Annotated in this window: 14 protein-coding genes and 1 riboswitch; of the genes, 8 read left to right on the forward strand and 6 right to left on the reverse strand. The window is 70.6% G+C overall.

Annotated features, from left to right (window positions below):
• Positions 1–66: 66 nt before the first annotated feature.
• The 8 genes from ACZ404_RS14040 (at position 67) to ACZ404_RS14075 (ending at position 8,322) form a co-directional block, all read left to right on the forward strand.
• Entirely contained in the window at positions 67–774 is a 708-nt protein-coding gene (locus tag ACZ404_RS14040; RefSeq protein ID WP_468439394.1) for a sigma-70 family RNA polymerase sigma factor, read from the forward strand.
• Positions 771–1,073, forward strand: a complete 303-nt coding sequence (rsrA, locus tag ACZ404_RS14045; RefSeq protein ID WP_468439396.1) for a mycothiol system anti-sigma-R factor — start codon at positions 771–773, stop codon at positions 1,071–1,073. Before ACZ404_RS14040 ends, rsrA begins: the two co-directional genes overlap by 4 nt.
• Positions 1,074–1,206: 133 nt before the next feature.
• A complete protein-coding gene (locus ACZ404_RS14050; protein ID WP_468439398.1) occupies positions 1,207–2,517 on the forward strand; it encodes an HD-GYP domain-containing protein in 1,311 nt (436 codons plus the stop codon).
• Positions 2,514–3,743: an HD-GYP domain-containing protein gene (locus tag ACZ404_RS14055; protein WP_468439400.1), complete on the forward strand. Its 1,230-nt coding sequence runs from the start codon at positions 2,514–2,516 to the stop codon at positions 3,741–3,743. Before ACZ404_RS14050 ends, ACZ404_RS14055 begins: the two co-directional genes overlap by 4 nt.
• A 111-nt stretch (positions 3,744–3,854) precedes the next feature.
• Positions 3,855–4,835, forward strand: coding sequence for a hypothetical protein (locus ACZ404_RS14060; RefSeq protein ID WP_468439402.1), 981 nt, complete (start codon positions 3,855–3,857; stop codon positions 4,833–4,835).
• Between the two features lie 127 nt (positions 4,836–4,962).
• A complete protein-coding gene (def, locus tag ACZ404_RS14065) occupies positions 4,963–5,613 on the forward strand; it encodes a peptide deformylase (RefSeq protein WP_468439404.1) in 651 nt (216 codons plus the stop codon).
• Positions 5,614–5,872: 259 nt separating this feature from the next.
• Positions 5,873–6,955: an epi-isozizaene synthase gene (gene cyc1, locus ACZ404_RS14070; protein ID WP_468439406.1), complete on the forward strand. Its 1,083-nt coding sequence runs from the start codon at positions 5,873–5,875 to the stop codon at positions 6,953–6,955.
• A complete protein-coding gene (locus ACZ404_RS14075; RefSeq protein WP_468439408.1) occupies positions 6,952–8,322 on the forward strand; it encodes a bifunctional albaflavenone monooxygenase/terpene synthase in 1,371 nt (456 codons plus the stop codon). The genes cyc1 and ACZ404_RS14075 overlap by 4 nt, the downstream gene beginning before the upstream one ends.
• Before the next feature lie 22 nt (positions 8,323–8,344).
• Here ACZ404_RS14075 and ACZ404_RS14080 read toward each other — a convergent pair whose 3' ends face one another.
• The 6 genes from ACZ404_RS14080 to ACZ404_RS14105 form a co-directional block, all read right to left on the reverse strand.
• A complete protein-coding gene (locus ACZ404_RS14080) occupies positions 8,345–9,307 on the reverse strand; it encodes a GlxA family transcriptional regulator (protein ID WP_468439410.1) in 963 nt (320 codons plus the stop codon).
• 277 nt (positions 9,308–9,584) lie between these two features.
• Positions 9,585–10,598 carry a ribonucleotide-diphosphate reductase subunit beta gene (locus ACZ404_RS14085; RefSeq protein ID WP_468439412.1) on the reverse strand — a complete coding sequence of 338 codons (1,014 nt, stop codon included), beginning with the start codon at positions 10,596–10,598 and terminating at the stop codon, positions 9,585–9,587.
• On the reverse strand, positions 10,598–12,949 hold the full coding sequence (locus tag ACZ404_RS14090; RefSeq protein WP_468439414.1) for a ribonucleoside-diphosphate reductase subunit alpha: 2,352 nt from the start codon (positions 12,947–12,949) through the stop codon (positions 10,598–10,600). The genes ACZ404_RS14085 and ACZ404_RS14090 overlap by 1 nt, the downstream gene beginning before the upstream one ends.
• Before the next feature lie 124 nt (positions 12,950–13,073).
• A riboswitch (cobalamin riboswitch) is annotated at positions 13,074–13,198 on the reverse strand.
• A gap of 148 nt (positions 13,199–13,346) precedes the next feature.
• Entirely contained in the window at positions 13,347–14,966 is a 1,620-nt protein-coding gene (gene mctP / locus ACZ404_RS14095) for a monocarboxylate uptake permease MctP (RefSeq protein ID WP_468439416.1), read from the reverse strand.
• Positions 14,963–15,226 carry a DUF3311 domain-containing protein gene (locus tag ACZ404_RS14100; RefSeq protein ID WP_468439418.1) on the reverse strand — a complete coding sequence of 88 codons (264 nt, stop codon included), beginning with the start codon at positions 15,224–15,226 and terminating at the stop codon, positions 14,963–14,965. Before ACZ404_RS14100 ends, mctP begins: the two co-directional genes overlap by 4 nt.
• 133 nt (positions 15,227–15,359) lie before the next feature.
• The gene (locus ACZ404_RS14105; RefSeq protein ID WP_468439419.1) at positions 15,360–16,124 is read right to left on the reverse strand and encodes a GntR family transcriptional regulator; all 765 of its coding nucleotides are present in this window, start codon (positions 16,122–16,124) and stop codon (positions 15,360–15,362) included.
• Positions 16,125–16,239: the final 115 nt, after the last annotated feature.

The following is a 16,239-nucleotide window of genomic DNA, read 5'->3' on the forward strand; positions in this document are numbered from 1 at the left end:
ACGGGTCGTGTTCTATCCTCCGAAACGAGTGGGACCGGTTTCGGTCCCGCCCGGGATCTTGAGGAGGTGGGTCCGGTCACCGGTACCGACGCAGGGACCGACAACGGCCAGGCGGAGCAGCCCGAGGGCCAGGGCGTGAGCGCGGAGGCGGGCTCCGGGACGAGTCCGGAGTCGACTTCGGAGCGCAGCGCGCGCTTCGAGCGGGACGCGCTCGAGTTCCTCGACCAGATGTACTCGGCCGCGCTGCGCATGACGCGCAACCCCGCCGACGCCGAGGACCTGGTGCAGGAGACGTACGCCAAGGCGTACGCGTCCTTCCACCAGTTCCGCGAGGGCACCAACCTCAAGGCGTGGCTGTACCGGATCCTGACCAACACCTTCATCAACTCCTACCGCAAGAAGCAGCGCGAGCCGCAGCGCTCCGCCGCGGAGGAGATCGAGGACTGGCAGCTCGCCCGTGCCGAGTCGCACATGTCGACGGGTCTGCGCTCCGCCGAGTCGCAGGCGCTCGACCACCTGCCGGACTCGGACGTGAAGGAAGCGTTGCAGGCGATCCCCGAGGAGTTCCGCATCGCCGTCTACCTCGCGGACGTAGAGGGCTTTGCGTACAAGGAGATCGCGGACATCATGGGGACACCCATCGGTACGGTGATGTCCCGGCTGCACCGGGGCCGCCGCCAGCTGCGCGGCATGCTGGAGGACTACGCCCGTGAGCGCGGGCTCGTCCCGGCCGGCGCCGGAGAGTCGGACGAAGCGAAAGGCTCGGGCTCATGAGCTGCGGAGAGCCGCACGAGACGGACTGCAGTGAGGTCCTGGACCACCTGTACGAGTTCCTCGACAGTGAGATGCCGGACGTCGATCGCGACAAGTTCCAGCACCACTTCGAGGAGTGCTCGCCGTGCCTGGAGAAGTACGGCCTGGAGCAGGCCGTGAAGAAGCTGGTCAAGCGGTGCTGCGGCCATGACGACGTGCCCGCCGACCTGCGCGCCAAGGTCATGGGACGGATCGATCTCATCCGCTCCGGGCAGACCGTCCCCGAGCACGACGTGACCGCCACGGCTCAGGAGAGCTGAGCGCGAAGGCCCTCGACGGCACCCCGGTGGTCCGTCACCCGAATGTGCTAATCCTCGGGCCATGAGCCCGCGCGCCCCCCGACGCCCGCCCTAGGCTCCGAGCCTGCACGGGCAGGGTCGGGGAAGGGGCGCGATGGAGGCGGTTCCGGCGAGAGCACGCGGCTATGTGACCTTGGTCGCCCTGCTCTGCGTGCTCTGCCTGCTGCCCCTGCGGGCCGCACACACACCCTGGCCCGAACTGGCCCTGCTGGCCGCGCTGTACGCGGTCTGCAAGCACGTGGTGCGGCGCCGGCTGGGCGGAACGTTCTACCCGGTGCTGCTGGCCGGCGCGTTCCTGCTGCCCCCTGCGGCCGCCGCGCTGGTCCCGGTGCCCGCCGCCCTGCTGCTGCGGGTCCAGGACCGGCCCGTGCTGCTGCGGCGCGTGTGGCGGGCCGCGCGGCCCTCGCTCGCCGTGTGGAGCGCCGCCCAGGTCCACCAGGCACTGGACGGGCCGCATTCCGTCGGACCTCCCGACTTCCCCTGTGCCCTGGCGCCCGCCGGCGCCGCCGTCCTCGCCTTCTGCCTGGTGCTCACCGTCCTCGACGGCGGCATCCTCGCCGCCGTGGAGCACGTGCCGCTGCGCCGGGCCTGGCGCGGGCTGCTGTCCCGCTCGCTCGCGCCGGTCGCGGTGCACGGACTGGCCGGGCTGATGATGGCCGTGCTGTGGCGCAGCCCCTACGGGCCCGTCGCCGCGCTGCTGGTGCTGCTCCCGATGGGCGTCTCCTGCTGGATCTTCGCCCAGTACCACCGTGAACGGGCCGCCCATCAGGCCACCATCCGCGCCCTCGTGCAGGCCGTCGACATCAAGGACGGCTACACCCGCGGGCACAGCGAGCGGGTCGGCCACGCCTCCGTGCTGATCGCCCGCGAACTCGGCATGGACGACGACCGCGTCGAGGTGCTGCGCTTCGCCGGCATCCTGCACGACGTCGGCAAGCTGGGCGTGCCCACCCGGCTGCTGCGCAAGGACGGGCCGCTCACCCCCGAGGAGCGGCGGATCATCGAGCTGCACCCCGAGTACGGCCACGAGATGGTCCGCGGGATCTCCTTCCTCGGCGAGGCCCGCGCGGCGATCCTGCACCATCACGAGCGCCTCGACGGCAGCGGCTACCCGTACGGGCTGGCGGGCGCTCAGATCCCCGAGTGCGCCCGCGTGGTGGCCGTGGCGGACGCCTTCGACGCGATGACCTCCACCCGCTCCTACAGCAGGGCCCGCCCCGTCGAGACGGCGGTCGCCGAGCTGGAGCGGTGCGCCGGCACCCAGTTCGACCCCCGCATGGTCACGGCCCTCGCCCGCGCCCTGCGCCGGCACGGCTGGCACCCGGCCGTCACCGCCGACGAGACGCCCCACGGCATTCCCGCCCAGCAGCCCGGCACCGGCAGCCGCAGCGGGGCACCCCGGTGACCGCCCTGCGGCTCATCCAGGCCTGTGCCGTCCTCACCGCCGCCGCCTGTCTCGCCGTCACCCTCTGGACCGGGCTGCACGACCGGGGCATCGCGCTCGCCTTCGGGATGCTCGTCACCGTGGGCGAGCTGACGAGGTGGAGCGGACCCCGGGTGCGCCAGGCCGCGCCGCTGGGCACCGCCGGATCGCTGTCCTACGCCCTGCTCGGCGCCGACGCCGGACAGCCGGCCGGGCACGACGCCGCCCAGGTCGTCACCGTCGTCCTCGCCGCATCCCTGCTCGGCGGCGTCCCGCACATCTGGTGCGGCCGCAGCCCCACCCTCGACCACCTCGCCCGCCGCGTCCTCACCGTCGGCTTCACCGCCCTGTGCTTCCAACCCCTCTCGAACCGCGGCGCGTTCGCGCAGTGGAACGGCCCCGCGTACGCGCTGCTGCTGGTCGCCCTGCTCCTGCTCACCGCCCTGTGCGACGCCCTGCTCGCCGCCGTCCTCGCCCACGCCCGCACCGGCTGGCCCTTCGGCGCACTCCTGCGCGACGAGCTGCGCGGGCTGCGCGGCATCGGCTTCGCCGTCTGCGCGACCGGCGCGGTGATGGCGCTCGCGGTCGGCGTCGCCGGACTGTGGGCACTGCCCGTCTTCTGCCTGCCCCTGCTGCTCACCCAGCTGTCCGTCCGCCGCTACGCCGCCGTCCGCGCCACCTACCGGCAGACCATCGCCTCTCTCGCCCGGGCCACCGAGATCGCCGGCTACACCCCTGCCGGGCACGCCCGCCGGGTCGCCGCCCTCAGCCTCGCCGTCGGCCGGGACCTGGGCCTGACCCGGCCCGAGCTGACCGTCCTGGAGTACGCGGCCCTCATGCACGACATCGGCCAGCTCAGCCTCGTCGACCCGGTCCCGGCGGGCGCCACCGCCGCCCTGCCCGCACCGGAACAGCGCCGCATCGCCCTGCTCGGCGGGGCCGTCGTACGGCAGACCGGGGTGGACGAGACGGTCGCCGTGGTCGTCGAGCGGCAGGCCGACCCCTGCGCGGAGCAGCCGCTCGCCGCCCGGATCGTCCGTGCCGTGAACGCCTACGAGGAGAAGTCCCGCGACGCCGGTCCCGACGGACCGCTGCGCGCGCTGGAGGAGCTGCGCCTGGCCACCGCCGGCGACTACGCTCCGGAGGTCGTGGAGTCGCTCGCCCGGGTTCTCGCCCGGGGCAGTCTGACCCTGCCGGTGGCGGGGTAACCCATGGGTAATGAGCGCCTGTCCCCGCGTACGTGGTTGGATGCGAGGGAGAGGGTGTCCGGGGGCACAAGCCAGCCCACTGAGCGGAACTGGAACTGGCAGGCGGGAATCGTGAGGATCTTCGGCAAGGGACGGCACCGGCCCTCCGCCTCCTGGCGGCAGGCCACCGACCGCGCGTTCACGCTGATCGGCGACGGCCGGTACGAGGACGCGGGTGAGCTGCTGACGCGCGCCGCCGACCTGGAACCCTGGCTGTCGGAGTCCTGGTTCAACCTCGCGCTGCTGCACAAGTTCCGGCACGACTGGGAGCAGGCGCGCGCCGCCGGACTGCGCGCCGTCGCGCTGCTCGACCGGGAGGCCGGGGCGCCGGACTGGTGGAACGTCGGCATCGCCGCCACCGCCCTGCAGGACTGGCCGCTGGCCCGCCGCGCCTGGCAGGCCTACGGGCTGAAGGTGCCGGGCGGCGCGACCGCCGCCGGGGAGCCGCTCGGCATGGAGCTGGGCAGCGCGGCCGTACGGCTGTCCCCGGAGGGCGAGGCCGAGGTGGTGTGGGGCCGCAGGCTGGACCCGGCGCGGATCGAGGTGCTGTCCATCCCGCTGCCCTCCTCCGGACGGCGCTGGGGCGAGGTCGTGCTGCACGACGGCGTCCCGCACGGCGAGCGCACGACGTCCGACGGGCACAGCTTCCCGGTCTTCGACGAGATCGAGCTGTGGGCGCCCTCGCCGGTCCCCACCTGGGTGGTCCTGCTGGAGGCCGCCACGGAGGCCGACCGGGACGCGCTGGAGCAGCTCGCCGCCGACGCGGGGTTCGCCGCGGAGGACTGGTCGTCGTCGGTGCGGCTGCTGTGCCGGATGTGCTCGGAGTCGCGGATGCCGTCCGACGAGGGCGAGGGGGTGCATCTGGACCCGCACGACCACAGTGAGCCGGGGCATCCGGGGCCGCTGGGGCACCGGACGGACGGGCAGCTGTGGGTGCCGGAGCGCGAGTGCGGAGTGGCCGCGCCGGCCTCGCTGGTCCGGGGGCTGCTGGACGGGTGGGTCGCCGACAGCCCTGATTCCCGGGACTGGAGGGATCTGGAAGAGGTGTGCTGAGGGCTTCGGCCGGCCGCAGGCTCGTCGTGGCTGGTCGCGCCGTTCCCCGCGCCCCTTCGGGGCGCGTCCACGTACCCTGTAGCAGCAACTTCACCCCCTGTTTTTCCGAGGAAGGCGTACGTCGGTCATGGCGCAGCAGGACACCGATCAGCAGCACGCGGGCGTGCTCCCCGTCGACGACGAGGGCTATGTCGTCGACACGGAGGACTGCGAGGAGCGCGAGACCGCCTGGCGCGAGCGCGGGACCTCGCGGCCCATCACGGTCGTCGGCAACCCGGTGCTGCACAAGGAGTGCAAGGACGTCACCGAGTTCGGCCCCGAGCTGGAGCAGCTCGTCGCGGACATGTTCGCCAGCCAGCGCACCGCCGAGGGCGTGGGCCTGGCCGCCAACCAGATCGGCGTCGACCTGAAGGTCTTCGTCTACGACTGCCCGGACGACGAGGGTGTCCGGCACGTGGGCGTGGTCTGCAACCCCAAGCTGGTCGACCTGCCCGCCGACAAGCGCCGGCTGGACGACAGCAACGAGGGCTGCCTGTCCGTGCCCACCGCCTACGCGCCGCTCGCCCGGCCCGACTACGCCGAGGTGACCGGCCAGGACGAGAAGGGCAACCCGATCAAGGTCCGCGGCACGGGCTACTTCGCACGCTGTTTGCAGCACGAGACCGATCACCTCTACGGCTACCTGTACATCGACCGCCTGTCCAAGCGGGACCGCAAGGACGCGCTGCGGCAGATGGCCGAGAACGAGCCACGCTACCCCGTGGTCGCCAACGACTGACCCGCGCGCCCGAGGTCTGCCGCGACCCCGCGGGAGCTGCCACGACGCCCACCGCGACGCCCGGCCGGGATCCTTCCCGGCCGGGCGTCGTTCGTTTGTTCACGGCAAGATTCCCGGCATCTTGGGGTGGTGAATGAAGCAAATCCGTTCCCCTAACGGTCAGTTGTGGTGCTGAATGTAAGTGCGGGGATACGCAACGGCGCACGCCCGGCACGGCACGGAGGGGTGTGTGCTCCTGGCGGCTGAGAGGGGACTGTTCGTGCACGCTTTCTCACACGGCACCACATCGTCGACCGCGGTCGCAGCACCACCGTCCCTGGCCCTCCCGGCGATCGAGGACGCCTTTCCCCGGCAACTTCACCCGTATTGGCCCAAGCTCCAGGAGAAGACCCGGCAGTGGCTGCTGGAAAAACGGCTCATGCCCGCCGACAAGGTGCGGGAATATGCCGACGGTCTGTGCTACACCGACCTCATGGCGGGGTACTACCTGGGCGCCTCCGACGAGGTCCTGCAGGCCATAGCCGACTACAGCGCCTGGTTCTTCGTCTGGGACGACCGCCACGACCGCGACATCGTGCACGGCCGGGCGGCCGACTGGCGGCGCCTCAGGAACCGCCTGCACGCGGCCCTCGACGCACCCCGGCACCATCTGCACCACCCGGACCCCCTGGTAGCCGGGTTCGCCGACAGTGTGCTGCGGCTGTACGCCTTCCTGCCGCGCAGTTGGAACCGCCGGTTCGCCCGGCACTTCCACGCGGTGATCGGGGCCTACGACCGTGAGTTCCGCAACCGCACCGAGGGATACGTCCCGAAGGTCGAGGAATACCTCGCACTGCGCCGGCTCACCTTCGCCCACTGGATATGGACGGACCTGCTCGAGCAGAGCGCCGGGTGCGAACTCCCGGACGCCGTCAGAAAACACCCGGCATATCGCCGTGCGGCGCTCCTGAGTCAGGAATTCGCCGCGTGGTACAACGACCTCTGCTCACTGCCCAAGGAAATAGCGGGCGATGAGGTCCACAATCTCGGAATCAGTCTCGTCACCCATGAAGGACTGACCCTCGAGGAAGCGGTGGACGAGGTCAGGCGCCGCGTCGAGGAATGCATCGACGAATTCCTCGAGGCCGAGCGGGACGCCCTGCGGTTCGCCGCCGCAATCGCCGACGGTACCACCCGCGGACGCGAGTTGAGCGCCGCCGTGCACTCGTGCGTCGGCAATATGCGGAACTGGTTCAGCTCCGTCTACTGGTTCCACCACGAGTCCGGCCGGTACATGGTCGACAGCTGGGACGACCGGTCCACGCCCCCGTACGTCAACAACGAAGCGGCAGGTGAGAAATGACCGTCGAGTCTGTGCGGCCCGTGACCCACGGGACCGGCGAGCTGCGTGAGGCACCGCTCGCCGGCGGCGCCGTCCCGGTCCTCGGCCACGGCCTGAAACTGGTCCGCGACCCGCTCGCCTTCATGTCGGGGCTGCGCGCGCACGGGGACGTCGTGCGCCTGAAGCTCGGCCCCAAGACGGTGTACGCCGTCACCACCCCGGCGCTCACCGGCGCGCTGGCGCTCAGCCCCGACTACAAGATCGACGGCCCGCTGTGGGAGTCACTGGAGGGCCTGCTCGGCAAGGAGGGTGTGGCCACCGCCAACGGCCCCCGCCACCGCCGCCAGCGGCGCACCATCCAGCCAGCGTTCCGGCTCGACGCGATCCCGGCGTACGGGCCGGTCATGGAGGAGGAGGCGCACGCGCTGACCGAGCGGTGGCGGCCGGGGGAGACCGTCGACTGCACCTCGGAGTCCTTCCGGGTCGCCGTCCGCATCGCGGCCCGCTGCCTGCTGCGCGGCGAGTACATGGACGAGCGCGCCGAACGGCTGAGCGTCGACCTCGCCACCGTCTTCCGCGGGATGTACCGGAGGATGGTCGTCCCGCTCGGGCCGCTGTACCGGCTGCCGTTGCCGGCCAACCGCGAATTCAACCGGGCCCTGGCCGATTTGCACCTCCTCGTCGACGAGATCGTCTCCGAACGGAGGGCATCTGGTCAAAAGCCGGACGATTTGCTGACGGCATTGCTGGAGGCGAAGGACGACAATGGTGAGGCCATCGGGGAACAGGAGATCCACGACCAGGTGGTCGCGATACTCACTCCCGGCAGCGAAACAGTGGCCTCCACGATCATGTGGCTGCTCCAGGTCCTCGCGGAACATCCGGAACACGCCGAGAAGGTGCGCGCCGAGGTCGAATCCGTGACCGGCGGCCGGCCCGTTGGATTCGCCGACGTCCGGGCGCTCAGGCACACCAACAATGTCGTCGTCGAGGCGATGCGCTTGCGGCCCGCCGTATGGATATTGACGCGGCGCGCGGTGACCGACACCGTGCTCGGCGGCTATCGCATTCCGGCGGGCGCGGACATCGTCTACAGCCCGTACGCCATCCAGCGCGACGCCCGTTCCTACGACCACCACCTCGACTTCGACCCCGACCGCTGGCTGCCGGAGCGGGCCAAGGAGGTGCCGAAGTACGCGATGAGCCCGTTCAGCGTCGGCAACCGCAAGTGCCCCAGCGACCACTTCTCCATGGCCCAGCTGACGCTGATCACCGCGGCGATCTCGGCGAAGTACCGCTTCGAGCAGGTCAGCGGGTCGAACGACACCACCCGCGTGGGCATCACGCTGCGCCCGCACCGGCTGCTGCTGAAGCCGGTGCGCTGGTAGGGCACAGTGAGCCGGCGCGCGCTCAGGCGGCCTCGGGGCCCCGGAACGCGCGCCGGTAGGCGTGCGGAGTCGTCCCCAGGGCACGGAAGAACTGGTGGCGCAGCGCGGCCGCCGTACCGAACCCGGTGCGCGCGGCGATCGCGTCCACCGTCTCGTCCGTGCCCTCCAGCAACTCCTGCGCCAGCAGCACCCGCTGACGAAGGATCCAGCGGTACGGCGTGGTCCCGGTCTCCTGCTGGAAGCGGCGGGCGAAGGTGCGCGGCGCCATGTGGGCGCGGGCGGCGAGCTGCTCGACGGTCACCTCCTCGTCGAGGTGCTCCTCCATCCACACCAGCACCTCGCCGACCGTGTCGCACGGGGCCTTGGGCAGCGGCCGCTCGATGTACTGGGCCTGTCCGCCGTCCCGGTGCGGCGGTACGACCATCCGCCGGGCGATCTTGTTGGCGACCTCCGGGCCCTGCTCCTTGCGCACCAGGTGCAGACACGCGTCGATGCCGGCGGCGGTGCCGGCGGAGGTGATCACCGGGTCCTCGTCGACGTAGAGGACGTCCGGCTCGACCGTGAGGCGGGGGTAGCGCCGGGCGAGCTGCTCGGCGTGGTGCCAGTGCACGGCGCACCGCCGCCCGTCCAGCAGCCCCGCGGCGGCCAGCAGGAACACCCCGGAGCACACGCTGAGCACGCGCGCGCCCCGGTCCACGGCCCGCCGCAGCGCCTGCAGCAGCTCGGGCGGGTAGTCCCGCTCGGCGTAGGTCTCACCCGCGGGCACGGCGATCAGGTCGGCCTCCTCCAGCCGGTCCAGGCCGTACGGCGTCGACACCGTGAACCCGCAGTGGGTGCCGAGGGTGGGCCCCTCGGCGGAGACCACGGCGAAGTCGTACACCGGCAGTCCCTCGTCGCTGCGGTCGATCCCGAAGACCTCGCAGACCACGCCCAGCTCGAAGGGATGCACCCCGTCCAGCAGCACCGCCGCCACGTTGCTCAGCATGCTGCCAGTGTGCCTCAGTGCTGGCAGTAATTCGAGCATGTACGGCAGTCCTGCCACTCCCGGTAAGGAGTGTCCGGCGCGACAGTAGTGGCATGAACGGAAACCAGATCCAAGGCCTGATCGGAATGCTCGCCACCCTGACCATTCTGGTCCTCCTGGTCCTCCCGTCGGTGCTCGGCATCCTGCGCGACAGGCGCGTCGACCGGCAGCTCCGGGAGGCACGGGAGGAACGGGAAACCCACGAGGCACGCGGAGGGGCTCCTCGGCACAAGGAGCCTCAGAAGTCCTCGTCCAGGTCGACGGTGCCCTCCACCGCCACCTGGTACGCCGACGGGCGGCGCTCGAAGAAGTTCGTCAGCTCCTGAACGCCCTGCAGCTCCATGAAGGAGAAGGGATTCTCCGAGCCGTACACCGGAGCGAAGCCGAGCCGGGTCAGCCGCTGGTCGGCGACGCACTCCAGGTACTGCCTCATCGAGTCGGTGTTCATGCCCGGGAGGCCGTCCCCGCACAGGTCGCGCGCGAACTGCAGCTCGGCCGCGACGGCCTCCCGCAGCATGTCGGTGACCTGCTGCTGAAGCTGGTCGTCGAACAGCTCCGGCTCCTCCTTGCGGACGGTGTCGACCACGTCGAAGGCGAAGGACATGTGCATCGTCTCGTCCCGGAACACCCAGTTGGTGCCGGTGGCGAGGCCGTGCAGCAGACCCCGGCTGCGGAACCAGTAGACGTACGCGAAGGCGCCGTAGAAGAACAGGCCCTCGATGCACGCGGCGAAGCAGATGAGGTTCAGCAGGAAGCGCCGGCGGTCCGCCTGCGTCTCCAGCCGGTCGAGCTTCTCCACCTCGTTGATCCACTTGAAGCAGAACCCGGCCTTCTCGCGGATGGAGGGAATGTTCTCCACGGCCGCGAAGGCGGCGGCACGGTCGTCCGGGTCGGGCAGATAGGTGTCCAGCAGGGTCAGATAGAACTGGACGTGCACGGCCTCCTCGAAGAGCTGGCGCGACAGGTACAGGCGCGCCTCCGGGGAGTTGATGTGCTTGTACAGCGTCAGCACCAGGTTGTTCGCGACGATCGAGTCGCCCGTCGCGAAGAAGGCGACCAGCCGGCCGATGAGGTGGTGCTCCTCGGGCGTCAGCTTCGCGAGGTCGGCGACGTCCGAGTGGAGGTCGACCTCCTCCACGGTCCAGGTGTTCTTGATGGCGTCCCGGTAGCGCTCGTAGAAGTCCGGGTAGCGCATGGGGCGCAGAGTCAGCTCGAAGCCCGGGTCGAGCAGGTTCTGGTTGCGGGTGGTCATTATTGGCAGGCCTCGCAGGACTCGGGGTTTTCCAGGGAGCAGGCGACCGCTTCGGGGTCAGGGGTGGCCTGCACGGGGACGGCGGCGCGGGCCGCGCGGGCGATGCGCGTCGCCGGGCGGGAACGCAGGTAGTACGTCGTCTTCAGGCCCGACTTCCAGGCGTACGCGTACATCGAGGAGAGCTTGCCGATGGTCGGCGTCTCCAGGAACAGGTTCAGGGACTGTGCCTGGTCCAGGAACGGCGTGCGGGCCGCGGCCATGTCGATCAGGCCGCGCTGCGGGATCTCCCACGCCGTGCGGTACAGCGCCCGCACGTCCTCGGGGATCCAGGCGAAGTCCTGCACCGAGCCGCCCGAGTCGCGCAGCGCCTCCCGGGTGCGCGCGTCCCAGACGCCCAGGTCCTTCAGGTCCTGCACCAGGTACGAGTTGACCTGGAGGAACTCACCGGACAGCGTCTCGCGCTTGAACAGGTTGGACACCTGCGGCTCGATGCACTCGTACACGCCCGCGATGGAGGCGATGGTGGCGGTCGGGGCGATCGCGAGGAGCAGCGAGTTGCGCAGGCCGACCGAGGCGATCCGCGCGCGCAGCGCCGCCCAGCGCTCCGGCCAGGCCGTGGTGACGTCGTAGTGGTCGGGGTGCAGCACCCCGCGTGCGGTACGGGTCTTCTCCCAGGCCGGCAGCGGCCCGCTGCGCTCGGCGAGGTCGGCGGACGCCTCATAGGCGGCGAGCATGATGCGCTCGGCGATCCGGGTGGACAGCTGCTTCGCCTCGGGGGAGTCGAAGGGCAGCCGCAGCTTGAAGAAGACGTCCTGCAGCCCCATCGCGCCGAGGCCCACCGGGCGCCACCGGGCGTTGGAGCGGCCCGCCTGCTCGGTCGGGTAGAAGTTGATGTCGACGACGCGGTCGAGGAAGGTGACGGCGGTGCGGACGGTCTCGTCCAGCCGCTCCCAGTCGATGTCCCCGTCGGCCACGAAGGCACCGAGGTTCACCGAGCCCAGGTTGCAGACGGCCGTCTCGCCGTCGTCGGTGACCTCCAGGATCTCCGTGCAGAGGTTGGAGGAGTGGATGACGTGGCCGGGCTCGGCCGTCTGGTTGGCGGTGCGGTTGGCGGCGTCCTTGAAGGTCATCCAGCCGTTGCCGGTCTGTGCGAGGGTGCGCATCATCCGGCCGTACAGCTCACGGGCCGGCAGGGTCTTCTTCGCCAGGCCCGCCTCCTCGGCCCTGCGGTAGGCGGCGTCGAACTCCGCGCCCCACAGGTCCACCAGCTCCGGTACGTCCGACGGCGAGAACAGCGACCACGGCTCGTCCGCGCTCACCCGGCGCATGAACTCGTCCGGCACCCAGTGGGCGAGGTTCAGGTTGTGCGTACGGCGGGCGTCCTCACCGGTGTTGTCCCGCAGCTCCAGGAACTCCTCGATGTCGGAGTGCCAGGTCTCCAGGTACACCGCCGCGGCACCCTTGCGCCGGCCGCCCTGGTTCACGGCGGCCACCGAGGCGTCCAGGGTCTTCAGGAACGGCACGATGCCGTTGGAGTGCCCGTTGGTGCCGCGGATCAGCGAACCCCGGCTGCGAATGCGGGAGTACGACAGCCCGATGCCGCCGGCGTGCTTGGAGAGCCGGGCCACCTGGTGGTAGCGGTCGTAGATCGAGTCCAGCTCGTCCAGCGGCGAGTCGAGCAGATAGCAGGACGACATCTGCGGATGCCGCGTACCCGAGTTGAACAGGGTGGGGGAGGAGGGCAGGTAGTCGAGGCGGCTCATCAGCCGGTAGAGCGCGGCGACCTCGTCCACGGCGCGCGTGCTGTCGTCCTCGGCGAGACCGCTCGCCACCCGCAGCATGAAGTGCTGGGGTGTCTCGATCACCTTGCGGGTCAGGGGGTGGCGCAGCAGATAGCGGCTGTGCAGGGTGCGCAGCCCGAAGTAGCCGAAGCGGTCGTCGGCGCCGGTGTCGACGAGGCCGTCGAGCCGCTCGGCGTGCAGCCGTACGAACGCGGCGGTCCGGTCGGCGACGAGCCCCTCCCGGTGCCCGACGGCGACGGACTCGGTGAAGCACGTGACGCCCTGGGAAGCGGCCTCGGCACGGATGCCGATGGTCAGCAGCCGGGCGGCCAGCCGCGAGTAGGCGGGATCCTCGGAGATGAGGCCGGCGGCCGCCTCCGTGGCCAGCTCCCGCAGCTCCGCCTCGTCCGCGTGCGCGGACCGGCCGCGCAGCGCGGCGGCGGCGACCCGGCCGGGGTCGGCGTCGGGGAGGTCGGCGGTCAGCTCGGTCAGGGTCCGCAGCAGCGCGGCACCGGGACCGTCGGTCTTCAGGCCACTGACTGAAGCCGGTTCGGCTGGCGCGATGGTCACGTGGGGCTCTCCCTCGCTCGGCACGGGGGCCAGGCGGAGGGCAGGGGGCAGCACGAGCGCACACGGCGTCGCGTCCACCGGCCCACTCCGCGAGGCCCGGACGTCTCGGGGCACCCGGACCGGACGGCCGGGCGCGCTGCCGGCAGGTCCTCGGACTGGAACAGGCGTGCGGACGCACGCGAGTACACCGTTGCGGGACAGTTCCGGATTCGCACCGGATTCCCCTGCGGCGACAGCGAGCATGAGCATACATCTAGTGCCGGGCTGTCGTGTCACCCCCAGATGTTGTGTTGCGTCGGCTTCACAGCGTCAACTCACGCGCGGTGTGTGCCCTCCGAGGACGGCGACGGGCCGCCGGATCCCTCCGGCGGCCCGTCGGTCGTACGGCGGTGGGGCCCTAGTGACCGGCACCCGCCGTCGCCGGCGGCAGTTCCACCTGGACGCCCGGGTCGCCCGCGTCGGCCGTGTAGTCCTCCGGCCTGGTCTCGTCGGTGCCCTCGGGGGCCTTGACGGCCTTCAGGACGAGGGTGAGGAGCACCGTGACGGCGACGTTGAGCACGAAGGCGGTGAGGCCGATGTAGCCGATCTCGCCGATGCCCGGAATCTCGGCGTTGGAGCCGCCGAAGTGCTTCTGGCCCGGGTTGGTCGGGGAGGCGACCCCGTACGCGGCGACCGTGCCGTAGACCATGCCGGCCGCCCAGCCGGCCAGCAGCGCCCACCGGTGGAACCAGCGGGTGAACAGGCCGCCCACCAGTGCCGGGAAGGTCTGCAGGATCCAGATGCCGCCCAGCAGCTGGAAGTTGATGGCGACCGTCTTGTCCATGGTGAGGACGAAGACCAGCGCGCCCACCTTCACCAGCAGCGAGACGATCTTGGAGACCTGGGCCTCCTGCTTCGGGGTCGCGTCCGGCTTGATGAAGTCCTTGTAGATGTTGCGGGTGAAGAGGTTCGCGGCCGCGATGGACATGATGGCCGCGGGTACGAGGGCGCCGATGCCGATCGCCGCGAAGGCCACGCCCGTGAACCAGTCCGGGAACATGTCCTCGAAGAGCTGCGGGATCGCCAACTGCCCGTTGGTGACGTCGACCCCGGCCGCGATCGCCATGAAGCCCAGCAGGGCCAGCAGGCCGAGCATCAGCGAGTACAGCGGCAGGATCGTGGTGTTGCGCCGGATCACCTCGCGGCTCTTCGAGGACAGCGTCGCGGTGATCGAGTGCGGGTACATGAAGAGCGCGAGCGCGGAGCCCAACGCCAGCGTGGCGTACGTCCACCGCGTCGCCTCGGCCGGAACGAGCCCGCCCGCGCCGGCCTTCGTGTACTTCGCGCCCGCCTTGGCGAAGATGTCGTCGAACCCGCCCAGCTTGATCGGGATGTAGATGATCGCCACCGCGATGACGATGTAGATCAGCGCGTCCTTCACGAACGCGATCAGCGCGGGCGCGCGCAGCCCCGACGAGTAGGTGTACGCCGCCAGCACACCGAACGCGATCAGCAGCGGCAGATCCTTCACGAACCAGTTGGTGTTGTCCCCGCCGCCGACGCCCATCACGTCCAGCACCGCCTGGATGCCCACCAGTTGCAGCGCGATGTACGGCATCGTCGCCAGGATGCCGGTCAGGGCGACGGCGAGGGACAGGCCCTTCGAACCGAAGCGGCCGCGCACGAAGTCCGACGTGGTCACGTACCCGTGCTTGTGCGAGACCGACCACAGGCGGGGCAGGAAGGTGAAGATCAGCGGGTAGACGAGGATCGTGTACGGCACCGCGAAGAAGCCGGCCGCGCCCGCCGCGTAGATCGCCGCCGGCACGGCGACGAAGGTGTACGCCGTGTAGAGGTCGCCACCGAGCAGGAACCAGGTGATCCAGGTGCCGAACGACCGACCGCCCAGGCCCCATTCGTCCAGGGAGTGCTCGTTGTCGGCCCGGCGCCAGCGGGCGGCGAGGAAGCCCATGACCGTGACGGCCAGGAAGAAGAAGACGAAGACGCCGAGCGCGACGCCGTTCACACCGTCCTTCACTGCGCCGCACCCCCCTGGCGCGCCCCGCGGGAGCGCTGGTCACGCTGCCACAGCCGGTACGCGATCACGGTGAGCGCGGTGGAGGCCACCACCCACAGCATCTGGTACCAGTAGAAGAACGGGATCCCGATGAAGGCGGGGTCCGTCTTGGCGTACGAGCCGACCCAGAGCATCGCCACGAACGGGGCGACGAGACACAGGCCGATGATCACGCGGACCGGTGTCACCACCGGAGGTCTCACTTCAGGCGTTTCGGACATGCCACGCTCCGTCCCCTCGCTGATCACCGTGTAATGCGCAGGCAATCTAGGTGACGGTGTCACGGCAGCGGAAGACCTCGCCCGCATATCGGCATGTCGATTTCGCGGGCGAGATGTGAAGAACCCGACTCGGCTACTCCTGCGGGCGCTTGAGCCTGGCGACGAACTTGTACCGGTCGCCCCGGTAGACCGACCGCACCCACTCCACCGGCTTGCCCTCGTGGTCCAGGGAGTGGCGGGAGAGCATCAGCATCGGCAGCCCGACGTCGGTGCCGAGCAGGCCCGCCTCGCGCGGGGTGGCCAGCGAGGTCTCGATGGTCTCCTCGGCCTCGGCGAGATGGACGTCGTAGACCTCGGCGAGGGCCGTGTACAGGGACGTGTACTTCACCAGCGACCGGCGCAGGGCCGGGAAGCGCTTGGCCGACAGGTGCGTGGTCTCGATGGCCATCGGCTCACCGTTGGCCATGCGCAGCCGCTCGATGCGCAGCACCCGCCCGCCGGCCGAGATGTCGAGCAGCTCGGCGAGCCGGTCGTCGGCGGTGATGTACCCGATGTCCAGCAGCTGGGACGTCGGCTCCAGACCCTGAGCCCGCATGTCCTCCGTGTAGGAGGTGAGCTGCAGCGCCTGGGAGACCTTCGGCTTGGCGACGAAGGTGCCCTTGCCCTGGATCCGCTCCAGCCGGCCCTCGACCACCAGCTCCTGCAGCGCCTGGCGGACGGTGGTGCGGGAGGTGTCGAACTCCGCCGCCAGTGTGCGCTCGGGCGGGACCGCGGTCCCCGGCGCCTGCGTCTCCGTCATGTCGAGCAGGTGCTTCTTCAAGCGGTAGTACTTGGGCACGCGCGCGGTACGGACGGTCGTCCCGGCCTCGTTCTCCGCACTGCCGACGTCGGTGCTCATGCTCTGCCTTCCCGGCTCCTGATGCCGAAAGCGACCGACATCCCATCGGCCACGTCACATCGTGGCACGGCTTCGTGTGTCAGGGGGCCCACCCGGACGCTCCGTGATCTCCTAT

It is taken from the genome of Streptomyces sp. NPDC030798 (genome assembly GCF_055572275.1).

What these genes read in the sequence shown, in the direction of transcription:
- rsrA (WP_468439396.1), top strand. Translation starts at nt 771, where the DNA reads ATGAGCTGCGGAGAGCCGCACGAGACGGACTGCAGTGAGGTCCTGGAC.
- ACZ404_RS14050 (WP_468439398.1), top strand. Translation starts at nt 1,207, where the DNA reads ATGGAGGCGGTTCCGGCGAGAGCACGCGGCTATGTGACCTTGGTCGCC.
- def (WP_468439404.1), top strand. Translation starts at nt 4,963, where the DNA reads ATGGCGCAGCAGGACACCGATCAGCAGCACGCGGGCGTGCTCCCCGTC.
- ACZ404_RS14075 (WP_468439408.1), top strand. Translation starts at nt 6,952, where the DNA reads ATGACCGTCGAGTCTGTGCGGCCCGTGACCCACGGGACCGGCGAGCTG.
- ACZ404_RS14080 (WP_468439410.1), bottom strand. Translation starts at nt 9,307, where the DNA reads ATGCTGAGCAACGTGGCGGCGGTGCTGCTGGACGGGGTGCATCCCTTC.
- ACZ404_RS14085 (WP_468439412.1), bottom strand. Translation starts at nt 10,598, where the DNA reads ATGACCACCCGCAACCAGAACCTGCTCGACCCGGGCTTCGAGCTGACT.
- ACZ404_RS14100 (WP_468439418.1), bottom strand. Translation starts at nt 15,226, where the DNA reads ATGTCCGAAACGCCTGAAGTGAGACCTCCGGTGGTGACACCGGTCCGC.
- ACZ404_RS14105 (WP_468439419.1), bottom strand. Translation starts at nt 16,124, where the DNA reads ATGAGCACCGACGTCGGCAGTGCGGAGAACGAGGCCGGGACGACCGTC.